The organism is Clostridium paridis (assembly GCF_016765615.1).
Lineage (GTDB): Bacteria > Bacillota > Clostridia > Clostridiales > Clostridiaceae > Clostridium_T > Clostridium_T paridis.
The window spans coordinates 116,878-130,525 of sequence record NZ_JAESWA010000019.1 but is presented as its reverse complement, the minus strand read 5'-3'; the positions used below and the strand labels follow the sequence as shown (position 1 = coordinate 130,525).

Below are 13,648 nucleotides of genomic sequence, written 5' to 3'. Positions count from 1 at the left end.
TTAGCCAAACAGCTTTAATAATTCTTCTTCTTTTAAGCCCTTTAATATTTCTCCTGAGTCTAACCCATTTTCTAAAACCATGTTAATTAATTCTTTCTTACTTTCCTGTAACTTTATAATCTTTTCTTCTACTGAGCCTTTTGCTATAAGCTTTATTACTTCTACTACATTTTTTTGTCCAAATCTATGAGCTCTATCTGTTGCTTGATCTTCTACAGCAGGATTCCACCATGGATCGAAATGAATAACCACATCTGCTCCAGTTAGGTTAAGTCCAGTCCCTCCTGCCTTTAATGATATTAAAAATACTTTAGTTTCATCCACGTTAAATAAATTAACCATTTTAATTCTATCTTGAGCCTTTGTAGCTCCATCTAAATAAAAATGTTCTATTTTGTTTGATTTTAATAATTCACTTATTTTCTTTAGCATAGTTGTAAATTGTGAAAAGACTAGAACCTTATGTCCTTCCTCTATACTTTGATTAAGGATTTCTAAAAATGCCCCCAATTTTCCACTTTGTTCATTGTAGTTATCCACAACCAATGCAGGATCTAGGGATAACTGCCTTAATTTTGTAAGATAAGCTAACACCTTAATATTTACTCCCGATTTGCTAAGCTCTTCTCTAATCATTTCCTTAGCATAATCTGCATAAGCTTTATATATCTTCTCCTGCTTTCTTTCCATATCTATTAAGATATTTTTCTCAATTTTATCTGGCAATTCTAATATTACATCCCTTTTTAACCTTCTTAAAATAAATGGCTTGATAAATAAAGATAGGTTATTTATACCTTCTTCCTGCTTTTCAAATATTCTTTTAAATTTCTTTTCACCATATAAATATCCAGGCATTAAGAAATCAAATATTGACCATAACTCAACTAAAGAATTCTCTAACGGAGTCCCAGTTAGCGCAAATCTCCTTGCTGCATTTAAGCTTTTAACGGTTTCTGCATTTTGTGATGAGGAATTTTTAATATTCTGAGCCTCATCAATTATCAAATAATCTAAAGAAACCTTTTTATATAATTCTTCATCTCTTTTTAACACTCCATAAGAAGTTATCAAAACATCTATTTCATCTAACTTGCTAAATGTTTTATTTCTTTGAGTTTGAGTTCCAGCCATAACTTCCACCTTTAAGGATGGTGCAAATTTATTAAATTCTTCTAACCAGTTATAAACCAAAGAAGTTGGTGCTACAATAAGTGTCTTTTTGCCCTTATTAGACAATATAAAAGTAATAGCCTGAAGTGTCTTTCCAAGCCCCATCTCATCTCCTAATATACCGCCAAAGCCTAGATAGTCTAAGGACTTCATCCAACTATACCCTATTTTTTGATACTCTCTTAATTCTCCTCTTAACTCTTTAGGAACATCAACTTTAAAGTTTTCTAATGAGTGAATTCTTTTCTTCATTTCATTTATGCATTCTAAGCCATTTATGAATGTTGCTCTCTCTTCATTTGCTAAGGACTCAATTACCAATGCCTTATTTTTAGGTATATTTATTTCATTTTCTATTTCATCTCCTGAAGTTACACTCTCAATAAATCTATGAAGCTTTTTCAATTCTTCGTTATCCAAATCAATAAAAGCTCCACCTTTTATCTTATGATATTTTTTATTCCTATTTATTGAGTATATAATTTCTCTCGCATCTTCTGGAGAAAGCTCATCTATGTCATATTGGAAAGTAAAATAATCCCTTTCTTCTCTCATCAACGCATTTATCTTAATTTCTTTTACTACTTTTTCTTTTTTAACTCTATCTGAATAATATATATTTCCTAATGTTATAAGCTTCTGAACTCCGTCTCTTAAAAAATAGAACTCCCCTGCTTCCCCACCTTTAAGCACAAACTTTCTTGCTCCTATAGCAAAGTTAAGCATCTCAATTACATCTAAAATTTCTTTCTCTTTAGCAGATTCTCTAGTTATAAATTTGTCCCCAAAGTCCTCTGGTTCATCTAAAGGATTTATTATTTCTTCACCATACCTAAATAGCATTTCCATAGTTATATCTTTTTCTCTATCTAAATAAAAATCCACCTTAAGAGGTTCATTAATAAAGCTCTCCCTCATATTTTTATCTAAACTTATATCAGAGGTTACGCGTTCTATTATGGGAAGTAAATTACCTAGTACTTGATTCTTAAACTTACTGTTAATAATTTTTTCTTTCCCTAACTTTTCATATATACTTCCATACACTTCTACTTGTTCTTCTGATGGCAAATAAACCTTGGATTCATTTAAAAATACATCCTTTGTTTTATTTAATGATATATACCCTTCTTCTTGTGTAAGAAATATATGGTTTCCCTCTTCTCTTATACTATAGCTAATAGGTAAGTTTTCTTTTACAACTTTCACTTCTCCTATATCTTCAAAGCCTATCTTAAGAAATATTTTATGATTTCCCATAATGGATAGAGTTTCTCTAAGCTTATCTATAGGTAGAGTCATCGCCTTACCTTTTATTATACTTTTATTATATAAAGAGAAGCTTCCTCTCAAAAAATCCTCCATAGCCATTTGTGTAATTAAATATTTTATAAGATTTTTATCTTCCTTATTAAAAGTATGCTTATTTCCTTGGAAAACAAATTCTTTACCGAATTCAACAACGCCTTTGCTTCTATATGCCTCTAGAAATTCTCTTAACCCTTTTACAACATACAGCTTGTTATTTCCTATTTTGAAATGTATATTGAAATACCATCCTTCAATTTCTATATATGTTTCAAGCATTATTTTTTGCTTATATAATCCTTGTCTCTGCATCTTAAAGAAATCCATTAGCATCTTTTCTTCATCTTCTATTCTTTTCGAACTGTGGATTTCTGAAGTCTTTACTGTTTCTTGATCTTGATTCAATAGATATAATAGAAGAGCATTTATATGCTTACATCTATAATTTACTCTTCTCACTGAACTCTTTTCATAATCTTCACAACTACAATAAGTTTGCTCAAGCTCAGCATTTTTTTCACTTATTATCACTGAACTATAATAGGTATTAATAAGATCTTGAGATAATACATCACCTTTTATTATGTAAAGCCCTTCATTTTGTTTGTACTCTCCACTTAATATGCAGCCTTGATTATAAACATTTTTAGCTTTTGAAATATCTATATCTGAACATCTATCTAACACTTCATAAAGTGCGCTTTTTATATTCATTATTACAACTCCTAAAGTAATTTCTAACAAGTGTTTTAACTATAAACCACATTATAATTATAGCCCATTTTTGTAGAAGAATAAAATAAAGTACACCAGAACCTATAAAAGTTCTAGAGTACCTTATTTTGTTGAGTATAATCTTATACTATATCCAATTTATTTTCTAATACTTTAGTAGCTCTAAAGAATAGTGCTACTGCTAAGATGCACTGTATTAAAATTATCGGAATATTTATTACGATCCTAAACATTTTATTTACATAAAACTGTATTGTACCAGCTGGCAAAAAAATTGCCGGGTATGCATAATTAATAAATAAAAACATTAATGTTACTAATATATTTACTACTATGACTACTATTGATGCGATTGCATAATTGCTAATGCTACTTCTTACTAGTGTTGTAACAAATAAAATGATGATATATATTGCTACAGTATTAAAATTCAGCATAAAAATATTATGAAAATCTAAAAATAATTCATTTGAAAATAATTCATTTGAAAATACTTCTTTAAATCTTGAAGCTACTAATATAAGCCCAAACCCCACAACACTAAAAAGTGCTTGTATTAACATAAATCCAATTATATGTGAACCAAAAAATTTCTTTCCCGATATATTAGATAAAAATAATAATCTACCCCTAGGGCTGGTTAATTGCTTTTGCAGCATTATTACACTAACTATTAAATTAATATATAATATTAATTCAGTATACCTTTTTATAATATTAAATATAAATTCATGTCCTCCTCTTAAAGGATTAAACACTAGAATATTCTTATTATAGAACACTGCTACCAGGCTTATTACTATAAATAAAAATATCTCGATTATATAAAACACTTTCAATTCTTTATATGCAAATTTTAATATATTTCTCATAGCTTCACCTCTTATAAATTTCCCTATAAATTTCCTCAAGAGAACTATTTCTTTCCTCTCTTAAAATTTCTGAATCTCCTTTTAAAAATATCTTTCGATCCTTAACAAAAGCTACTTCATCAAATATTCTTTCAAGTTCTGCTACAAGATGCGTCGTTACTATCATTGATGATTCTTCGTTTAAATTATCTATTATAATATCAGTAACCTCTTCTCTATCTAACGGATCTATCCCTGATAAAGGTTCATCTAATATAAAAAGCTTTGCATTTCTGCTTAAAGCTAGGATAATTGCAAATTTTTCGTATGTTCCCTTAGATAATGACTTTATTCTTTGATTTCTGTCTATTTTAAATCTATCTAATAAATTACGTGCCTTCTCCTCATCAAAGTCCCCAAAAAATTCTTTATAAAATTCAATTCCATCTCTAACCTTCATCCACCAACTAAATATATTTTTATCTTGCAACATAGAAACCTTACCCTTAGTCTCTATTCCTGCAGTTTTTCCATCTATATATATTTCTCCTTCAGTTGGCTTTAAAAAACTTTGTATTAAATTTAAAAGTGTAGTTTTCCCACTTCCATTTGGTCCTAGTATTCCTAGCACCTTACCCTTTTCTAATGTAAATTCAACTCCATCAAGTATAATTTTTTGACCAAAAGATTTCTTAACATTCTTAACCTCTAATAAAATCTCCACTGACTACTCCCCCCTTAATATCTAGTATTAATAAAATCTATTATTTCAGTTTTGGTGAAACCTAATTCCTTCATGCTTTTTATAAAAGTATCTAACACTTCATTTGCACTTTCTTGTTCTAACTTTTTCAATATATTTACGTCTTCCGTAATATATTTACCTAGCCCTCTTTGAGTGTATATTATTCCTTCTGTTTCAAGTTCTGAATAAACTCTCTGAATTGTATTAGGATTTACTTTAAGTTTGCTGGCCAAATCCCTTACAGACTCCAACCTATCACCTTTTTTCAATTCTCCAGATAAAACTCTTCTCTTTATATAATTCATTATTTGAAGATATATGGGCTCTTTATTATTAAGTTCAAAATCTATTTTAAACACCTCCATCGCAGGTTTACTAGTGTACTATTTAAATAGTACAGTTCTTCAACAGTAAAATCAATCTTTAATATGTTTCATATTTTAAATTCAGCAGAGGTTTTCTTCATATTGCTATCATTTTCTAAATATTACTAGTTACTCCAAATATAAATATAGCTCAGAATATTATCCTAATATTCTGAGCCTAAAATTAAAGCATAAATTTTTCTATTACATGAGCTACGCCATCCTCTTCATTTGTTGGCGCTATATACTTAGCTATTTCTTTTATCCCTACTGTAGCATTTCCCATCGCTACTCCTAACCCTGCATATTCAATCATATGCTTGTCATTTTCTGCATCTCCAACACAAATTACTTCATCTCTAGAAATTCCTAAATATTTAGCTAATGCCTCTATACCCACACCTTTATTACTTTCTTTGTTTAAAAACTCTAGAAAAATATCTTCACTTCTTAATATTGTATACTTATCATAAAATTCTTTTGGAATAAGAGATATTCCTCTAGTTAATATATCAGGTTCATCTATCATCATGAACTTAATGTATTCATCCTCATCTTCTACTAATCTAAAATCCATCACCTTTAAATCAAACTTATTTCTTAAAGCTTCAATCTCTGAATACTTGCTTACCTTAGGAGTTATCATCCCGTACTTTTTTGAAAATCCATGAATATTTACCCCTATATCTTGACTCAAGTTATATAAAACATCACCATCTCTAGCTTTTAAGCAATGTGACATTATCACTTCTTTTGTTTTTGTATTTTGTACTAATGAACCATTATAACTTAAAACATAATCCTCTTCAGATATTAAATCCAAAGGTTCAAGATATTGATATAATCCCTCTATAGGCCTTCCAGATGCTAGTACTACCCTTATCCCATTTTCCTTAGCCTTTCTTATTGTATTTTTTGTTTTATCTGATATAGTTTTATCCTCTCTTAATAGAGTTCCATCCATATCTATAGCTATCAACTTGTACATAAACTTCTCCTTTAACTTTTACTGTTTATCTGATAATATAAATGTTTCAATTACATGCGCAACTCCATCTTCTTCATTTGTTGGAGCTATATAATCAGCTATTTTCTTAATATCATCAGAAGCATTTCCCATTGCAACTCCAAGCCCAGCAAATTCTATCATATGCATATCATTTTCAGCATCTCCAACTGAAATTATTTCTTCTCTTGCAATACCTAAATGATTTGCTAAATATTCTAATCCTTTGCCTTTATTACTATCTCTATTTAAAAATTCTAAAAATGATTTATCACTTTTTAAAACTGTATACTCTTCATATATGTTATCAGGAATTAATTCAATACCTCTTGATAAAATTTCAGCATCTTCTGTCATTATTATCTTTGTAATTTCATCATCTTCTTTTATTTCATAAAAGTCCATTTGGACTAAAGGTTTATTTATTTCATCACATTGTATTTGAATATATAAATTATTTTTTGGTGCAACTAATCCATGAAATTTAGAAAATCCATTAATATCTACTCCCATATCCAAGCTAAGCTTGTACAAAATATGTGCATCCTTTCCTGTTAATAGATTACTTACTATTTTTTCTTTAGTCCCAGTATTTTGTACTATGGCTCCGTTATAACTTAAAACAAAATCTTCTTCTGATATTAAATCCAGTTCCTCTAAATAACTATTTATGGCTTCCATAGGCCTTCCAGATGCTAGAACTACTTTAATCCCACATTTCTTTGCCAGTTTCACTGCATTTTTTGTTCTTTCTGATATTGTTGTGTCATTTTTAAGAATTGTTCCATCCATATCTAAAGCTATCAACTTATACACTATTAAAGTCCTCCAGTATCATTATTTCTAGCTTTATTATTGCATACGCAGCATACTATACCAATAGATTTTCATATTTTGAAAATCTTTTAATTTCTAATAATTTCATTCATTTCTAGGCGAAATATTTTCATACTAAGTTTTACCGCATACCAGTCTTCACTAAATTCTTTCCTAATAACAAAACATATGTTACAATATTGAGGATAGTGCAAATTTATAAAAAAGGAATGAGAAATATTGATTAATGTAACTAATGTAAGCTTAAGATATGGTGACAAAAAACTATTTGAAGATGTAAATATTAAATTTACTCCTGGTAATTGTTATGGAGTTATAGGGGCAAATGGTGCTGGTAAAAGTACATTTTTAAAGATTCTTTCTGGAGAAGTTCAACCAAATACAGGTGAAATTTCTATCCCAAAGGATATTAGAATGTCTGTACTTAAACAAGACCACTACCAATATGATAATTATTCAGTTCTTGAAACTGTAATAATGGGAAATGAAAGACTATATCAAATAATGAAAGAAAAAGATGAGATATATGCAAAGGCTGATTTCACTGATGAAGATGGTATAAAAGCTTCTGAGCTTGAAGGTGAATTTGCTGAACTTAATGGATGGGAAGCTGAATCTGATGTTTCATCATTACTACAAGGTTTAGGCGTTCCTACAGAACTTCATGATAAGCAAGTTTCAGAATTATCTGGTGGAGAAAAAGTTAAAGTATTATTAGCTCAAGCTTTATTTGGTAACCCTGGAATACTAATCCTAGATGAGCCTACTAACCATCTTGATATTAAATCTGTGAACTGGTTAGAAGAGTTTTTAATAAACTTCGAAGGAACTGTTATAGTAGTATCCCATGATAGACACTTCTTAAACAAAGTGTGTACAAACATGGCTGACGTTGACTTTGGTAAAATCAAATTATATGTTGGTAACTACGATTTCTGGTATGAATCAAGCCAACTTGCTTTACAAATGGCTAAAGATCAAAACAAGAAAAAAGAAGAAAAAATTAAAGATCTTCAAGACTTTATTGCTAGATTTAGTGCCAATGCTTCTAAATCAAAACAAGCAACTTCACGTAAAAAGTTATTAGATAAAATTACTTTAGACGATATCCAACCTTCTAGCAGAAGATATCCTTTTGTTGGTTTCAAACCTGAGAGAGAAGTTGGTAATGATATTTTAAGAGCTGAAGGAATTACAAAAACAATTGATGGGGTTAAAGTTCTTGATAATGTTAGCTTCATAGTGAACAAAGAGGATAAAATCGCTTTTGTTGGAGAAGAAATAGCTATAACAACTCTATTTAAAATAATAATGGGTGAAATGGAACCTGATGCTGGAGAATTCAAATGGGGAGTTACTATTACTAAAGCTTATTTCCCAAAAGATAACTCTGATTTCTTCAACGATGTAGATTTAAATCTTGTAGATTGGCTTAGACAATACTCTGATGAAAAATCAGAAAGTTACTTAAGAGGATTCTTAGGTAGAATGTTATTCTCTGGAGATGAAGCTTTAAAAGAAGCTAAGGTTCTTTCTGGAGGAGAAAAAGTAAGATGTATGTTATCTAAAATGATGTTAACTAATGCTAATGTACTTGTTTTAGATCAACCTACTAACCACTTAGATCTTGAATCAATTACAGCTGTTAATAATGGATTAAGAGACTTTAAGAGCAATGTATTATTTACATCACATGACCATCAATTTATAGATACAATTGCTAATAGAATTATAGATGTTAAAGCTGATGGAACTATCGTTGATAAGCAAATGTCTTATGATGAATATCTTTCACTAAGCTAATAAATATTTATATAAGAGAAAAAGGCTGAGGTAAAGCATTAATATGCTCCATCTCAGCCTTTTATTAATATATTCTTTATTTTATAATTTTTCTGCTATTATGTTCTTAACTCTTTTTGGTAATTCATCTAATTCCTCTTTAGTTAAATTTGCAGTTTCTATCATAGGATGGATAAAAAGTTCTACATCAGCAGGTCTAATCTTACTTCCATTCTGCTCCATTAACTTATAAGATCCTTTTATTGTAACTGGAACAATCGGAACTTTTGATTTTGTTGCTAATTTAAAACTTCCTGCCTTAAATTCACCTAATTTATTCCCTTTACTTCTAGTTCCTTCTGGGAAAATAACCATTGAAGTTCCTTTCTTAAGAAGTTTAATTCCTTCAACTATTGCCTCACCAGATTTTCTTATACTACTTCTATCCATAAAAATACAATCTATATATTTCATCCATATATGAACTATTGGAATTTTAGTTAGCTCTATTTTAGCTATAAATCCTTTAGGCTTATCTATATATCCTATAAAAAGAGGTATATCAAAGTTCCCTTGATGATTGCTTATGAAAAGTACCCCTCTGTCTTTTGGCACATTTTCTTCTCCATGTACAGTTACCCTAGCTCCACTATATTTTATTTGAGATAGAGCCCATTTTCTAACCACATCATTTATTCCTTGGATTTCTTCTGGGGTTTTTCCTCTCTCCACAGCACCTTTATACTTAATCATTTTAGGTATTGTTCCTATTAAGCTTAAAGCAAAATGTACAAACCATATTATTGTTCTAAACATAATCTTATCCTCCACCAAATATTGTCTAGTTATATTATATATCTAATTGCTACATAAATTAAAGAAAAAACTGCTGGTTATTACCAGCAGCTTTCTATATTAGATAATGTTATGCTCTTAAACAGCTTCCTCATCAAAAACTCCATTTGTAAACTGACTGTTATATAAATCAGCATAGAAACCATTTTGTTCTAGAAGTTCTTTGTGAGATCCTTGTTCTATTACTGTACCTTGATTCATAACAAGTATCAAATCTGCATCCTTAATTGTGGAAAGTCTATGTGCTATAACAAAGCTTGTTCTTCCCTTCATTAAGTTATTCATAGCCTTTTGAATATATACTTCTGTTCTTGTATCAACACTACTTGTAGCTTCATCAAGAATTAATATTGCTGGATCAGCTAATATAGCTCTAGCAATAGTAAGTAATTGTTTTTGTCCTTGAGATATATTTGATGCTTCTTCGTTTAACTCTGTATCATATCCATGATCTAAAGTTCTAATAAAGTGGTCTGCATGTGCAGCCTTAGCAGCTCTTATTATCTCTTCATCAGTTGCTCCCTTACGTCCATATGCTATATTTTCTTTTATTGAACCATTAAATGACCAAGTATCTTGTAATACCATACCAAATATATTACGTAGATTTTCACGAGTTAATTCTCTTATATCTACTCCATCAAGAGTGATTTTTCCGCCATTAACTTCATAGAATCTCATAAGTAAGTTAACTAATGTTGTTTTTCCTGCTCCAGTTGGTCCTACTATTGCAATTGTTTGTCCTGGTTTAACATCTATATTCATATTTTCAATAAGTTTAGTGTCTTCTTTATAACTAAAGTCAACATTTTCAAACTTAACAGCACCAGTTGGATTATCTAATACTTTTGCATCTACTGGATCTGGAACTTCTTCTGCTTCATCTAACATTTCAAATACACGTTCTGCAGCAGCTACTGTAGATTGTATAATGTTTGCAATATTAGCTGTTTGGTTTATTGGTTGAGAGAATTGTCTCATATATTGAATAAATGCTTGTATATCTCCGACTTCGATAGCTTTCTTAGTTGCTAGATATCCTCCAGTAACACAAACTACAACATATCCTAAGTTATTAACAAATCCCATTAATGGCATTATTAATCCTGATATGAATTGTGCTTTCCATCCAACTTTATATAATTCTTCATTTACATTGTTGAATTTCTCTAAAGATGCTTTTTCTCTTCCGAAAGCTTTAACAATATTATGACCAGTGTACATTTCTTCTATGTGTCCATTTAATTCACCTAAATGCTTTTGTTGCGCTGCAAAGTATTTTTGTGATTTTCCAAGTATAGGTCTTATTACAAAGATACTTATTGGCAATACTGCTACTGCAATAAGTGTCATAATTGGACTTATTGTTAGCATCATAACTATTATACCTACAATACTTACTACTGATGTAATAAGTTGAGTTAATGATTGTTGTAGAGTTGTACCTACTGTATCTAAATCATTAGTAAATCTACTTAAAACTTCTCCCTTTGTTCTTCCATCAAAGTACTTAAGTGGTAACTTTTCAAGTTTATCATTTAAATCTTTTCTCATTGCATAAACTGTATTTTGAGCTACTCCTGACATTACCCATCCTTGAATAAACATGAATAATGCACTAATTAAATAAAATCCTATTAATAGAGTAAGTATATTTCTAATATACTCAAAATCTATAGCTGGCTTATTATCTGAAAATATTGTTTTTACTGTATCTACATCTCCAGATTGTATAGCTGTATTAGCTTTCTTCAAATCATCATTTGAAATGTATTTTGATAAAATATCTTGTACTTTCTTTTGCTTCTCTTGCATGTCTGGTGTTTGTTGTGCCGCTAATGCTTTTTGCATTTCAGCCTGAGCTTGAGCTTGTATTTGTTTTGCTTGCTCTGGATGAGCTTTTATTTGCTCTTGGATTTTAGCTTTTTGTTGTTCAGTTTGTGTTTTAATTTGCTCAGTGCTTTTCTCTACAGCATCAGTAACTGCAGTATATTCATACTTTGAGATTAATCCATCAAATAACTTTGTTGTTGCTTTACCCATTATCTTAGGACTTACTATCGTAAATACAGTACTTATTATAGCTACGATAAATACTGTTATTAAGCGAACCATTTGTGGTTTTAAGTAACCTACTAATCTTTTACCTGTACCTTTAAAGTCTTTAGCTTTTTCTCCGCCCATTACAACGCCGCCCATTGGACCTCCGCCCATTGGACCTCTTCTCTTTGGTGCATTATTCTTCATTTCACTCATGATATCTCCTCCTCTGAAAGTTGTGAAGATACTATTTCATGGTATATTTCACAAGTATTTAGAAGCTCTTTATGAGTTCCTTTTCCTACTATTTTACCTTGATCTAATACTATAATTCTATCTGCATCCATAACTGTACTTACTCTTTGTGCAACTATTAATACTGTTGCATCTCCTGTTTCATGCTTAAGTGCTGCTCTTAACTTTGCATCAGTTTTAAAATCTAATGCTGAGAAACTATCATCAAATATATATATTTCTGGTTTTCTTACTAAAGCTCTTGCTATAGCTAGACGTTGCTTTTGTCCTCCAGATACATTGTTACCACCTTGAGCTATAATTGAATCATATCCATCTTTCATATTGGAAACGAAATCTGCTGCTTGAGCTACTTCAGCTGCATGTCTAACTTCTTCGTCTGTAGCATCATCTTTTCCGTATCTTATGTTATCTGAAATTGTACCTGAAAATAGTACTGCTTTTTGTGGAACTATTCCTATCTTATTTCTTAAACTTTCTTGAGTAATATTTCTTATATCTACTCCATCCACAAAAATATTTCCGCTTTCTATGTCATAAAAACGTGGAATCAAGTTAATTAACGCTGATTTTCCTGATCCTGTACTTCCTATTATTGCTGTAGTTTCACCAGGTTTTGCATCGAAAGATATACCATCTAAAACTGCCTCTTCTGCTCCTGGATATCTAAATACAACATCTTTAAATTCTACATGTCCACGTTCTTCATGACTGTTATCTGGAACTTCTGGATCTAGTATTTCTGGCTTTAATTCTAATACTTCATTTATTCTTACTGCTGATGCAGAAGCTCTTGGTATTAAAATAAACATCATTGCAACCATTACTACTGAGAACATAATTTGCATTGAATATTGAATAAATGCCATTAAGTCTCCAACTTTCATTTCTCCTAAATCTATACGATTTGCTCCAAACCAAAGTATTCCTACTGCCATTATATTAAATATTAACATCATTATTGGCATTAATACTGCCATTAATTTATTAACTTTTATTGCTGTATTAGTTAAATCTCTATTTGCATCCTTAAATCTGTCTTTTTCAAAATCTGTTCTGTTAAATGCACGAATAACTCTTATACCTGAAAGTCCTTCTCTAACTACAAGGTTTAATTTATCTACTTTCTTTTGCATGCTTTTGAATAATGGCATACCTTTTACAGCTACAAAAATCATCATTGCTAATACTAATGGGATTGCTACTGCTATAACTCTTGAAAGATATACATCTTTTGAAAGAGCCATAATAAGTGCTCCTACAAACATAATTGGTGCCATTACAAGCATTCTTAATCCCATAACCATTACTGTTTGAACTTGAGTAATATCATTTGTAGTTCTAGTAATAAGTGAAGATGTTGGTATCTTATTAAATTCGTTAAGGGCAAATCCCTCAACATGTGTAAATACTTCTCTTCTTATATCTTTTGAAAATGCTAATGCAACCTTTGACGAAAAAAGAGCCGCAAGTACTGAACATGCTGCACTTCCAAGTGCCACTAGAAGCATTATTCCACCTTCTTTAAGTATATAGTCTACATCACTATTTACTATACCAGTATCAACTATACTTGACATTATATTAGGCAAGTTTAATTCTGCCATTACTTGCAAAAATATAAGCACTAATACTGCACAAACTTGTAGTGAATATTTTTTTAAAAATCTTAATAACTTGATCATTTGCTTCATCT

Annotated in this window: 10 protein-coding genes; 1 reads left to right on the top strand and 9 read right to left on the bottom strand. The window is 30.2% G+C overall.

Annotated elements, in window-relative coordinates; translation table 11 throughout:
• From JK634_RS05995 to JK634_RS05970, 6 genes are all read right to left on the bottom strand, one after another.
• Entirely contained in the window at positions 1-3,195 is a 3,195-nt protein-coding gene (locus tag JK634_RS05995) for a DEAD/DEAH box helicase (RefSeq protein ID WP_202766728.1), read from the bottom strand.
• 143 nt (positions 3,196-3,338) lie between these two features.
• The gene (locus JK634_RS05990) at positions 3,339-4,088 is read right to left on the bottom strand and encodes a hypothetical protein (protein ID WP_202766727.1); all 750 of its coding nucleotides are present in this window, start codon (positions 4,086-4,088) and stop codon (positions 3,339-3,341) included.
• A 4-nt stretch (positions 4,089-4,092) separates the two neighbouring features.
• Positions 4,093-4,791, bottom strand: coding sequence for an ATP-binding cassette domain-containing protein (locus tag JK634_RS05985; RefSeq protein WP_202766726.1), 699 nt, complete (start codon positions 4,789-4,791; stop codon positions 4,093-4,095).
• A 14-nt stretch (positions 4,792-4,805) separates the two neighbouring features.
• The gene (locus JK634_RS05980) at positions 4,806-5,177 is read right to left on the bottom strand and encodes a GntR family transcriptional regulator (protein WP_202766725.1); all 372 of its coding nucleotides are present in this window, start codon (positions 5,175-5,177) and stop codon (positions 4,806-4,808) included.
• A 184-nt stretch (positions 5,178-5,361) separates the two neighbouring features.
• Entirely contained in the window at positions 5,362-6,165 is an 804-nt protein-coding gene (locus tag JK634_RS05975) for a Cof-type HAD-IIB family hydrolase (protein ID WP_202766724.1), read from the bottom strand.
• An 18-nt stretch (positions 6,166-6,183) separates the two neighbouring features.
• Positions 6,184-6,999 carry a Cof-type HAD-IIB family hydrolase gene (locus JK634_RS05970; protein WP_202766723.1) on the bottom strand — a complete coding sequence of 272 codons (816 nt, stop codon included), beginning with the start codon at positions 6,997-6,999 and terminating at the stop codon, positions 6,184-6,186.
• 240 nt (positions 7,000-7,239) lie between these two features.
• Between JK634_RS05970 and JK634_RS05965 the strand changes: the two genes are divergently transcribed.
• Entirely contained in the window at positions 7,240-8,823 is a 1,584-nt protein-coding gene (locus JK634_RS05965; RefSeq protein WP_202766722.1) for an ABC-F family ATP-binding cassette domain-containing protein, read from the top strand.
• 81 nt (positions 8,824-8,904) lie between these two features.
• Here the strand turns inward: JK634_RS05965 and JK634_RS05960 are convergent, their stop codons facing one another.
• The 3 genes from JK634_RS05960 to JK634_RS05950 all read right to left on the bottom strand — a co-directional run bounded on the left by JK634_RS05960 (position 8,905) and on the right by JK634_RS05950 (position 13,637).
• Entirely contained in the window at positions 8,905-9,618 is a 714-nt protein-coding gene (locus tag JK634_RS05960; protein WP_202766721.1) for a lysophospholipid acyltransferase family protein, read from the bottom strand.
• Between the two features lie 117 nt (positions 9,619-9,735).
• Entirely contained in the window at positions 9,736-11,913 is a 2,178-nt protein-coding gene (locus tag JK634_RS05955; RefSeq protein WP_202766720.1) for an ABC transporter ATP-binding protein, read from the bottom strand.
• Positions 11,910-13,637 carry an ABC transporter ATP-binding protein gene (locus JK634_RS05950; protein ID WP_202766719.1) on the bottom strand — a complete coding sequence of 576 codons (1,728 nt, stop codon included), beginning with the start codon at positions 13,635-13,637 and terminating at the stop codon, positions 11,910-11,912. Before JK634_RS05950 ends, JK634_RS05955 begins: the two co-directional genes overlap by 4 nt.
• Positions 13,638-13,648: the final 11 nt, after the last annotated feature.

Excerpts from the sequence above, each read along its gene's own strand:
- JK634_RS05960 (WP_202766721.1), bottom strand. The coding sequence starts at position 9,618 with ATGTTTAGAACAATAATATGGTTTGTACATTTTGCTTTAAGCTTAATA.
- JK634_RS05955 (WP_202766720.1), bottom strand. The coding sequence starts at position 11,913 with ATGAGTGAAATGAAGAATAATGCACCAAAGAGAAGAGGTCCAATGGGC.
- JK634_RS05980 (WP_202766725.1), bottom strand. The coding sequence starts at position 5,177 with ATGGAGGTGTTTAAAATAGATTTTGAACTTAATAATAAAGAGCCCATA.
- JK634_RS05950 (WP_202766719.1), bottom strand. The coding sequence starts at position 13,637 with ATGATCAAGTTATTAAGATTTTTAAAAAAATATTCACTACAAGTTTGT.
- JK634_RS05995 (WP_202766728.1), bottom strand. The coding sequence starts at position 3,195 with ATGAATATAAAAAGCGCACTTTATGAAGTGTTAGATAGATGTTCAGAT.
- JK634_RS05975 (WP_202766724.1), bottom strand. The coding sequence starts at position 6,165 with ATGTACAAGTTGATAGCTATAGATATGGATGGAACTCTATTAAGAGAG.
- JK634_RS05990 (WP_202766727.1), bottom strand. The coding sequence starts at position 4,088 with ATGAGAAATATATTAAAATTTGCATATAAAGAATTGAAAGTGTTTTAT.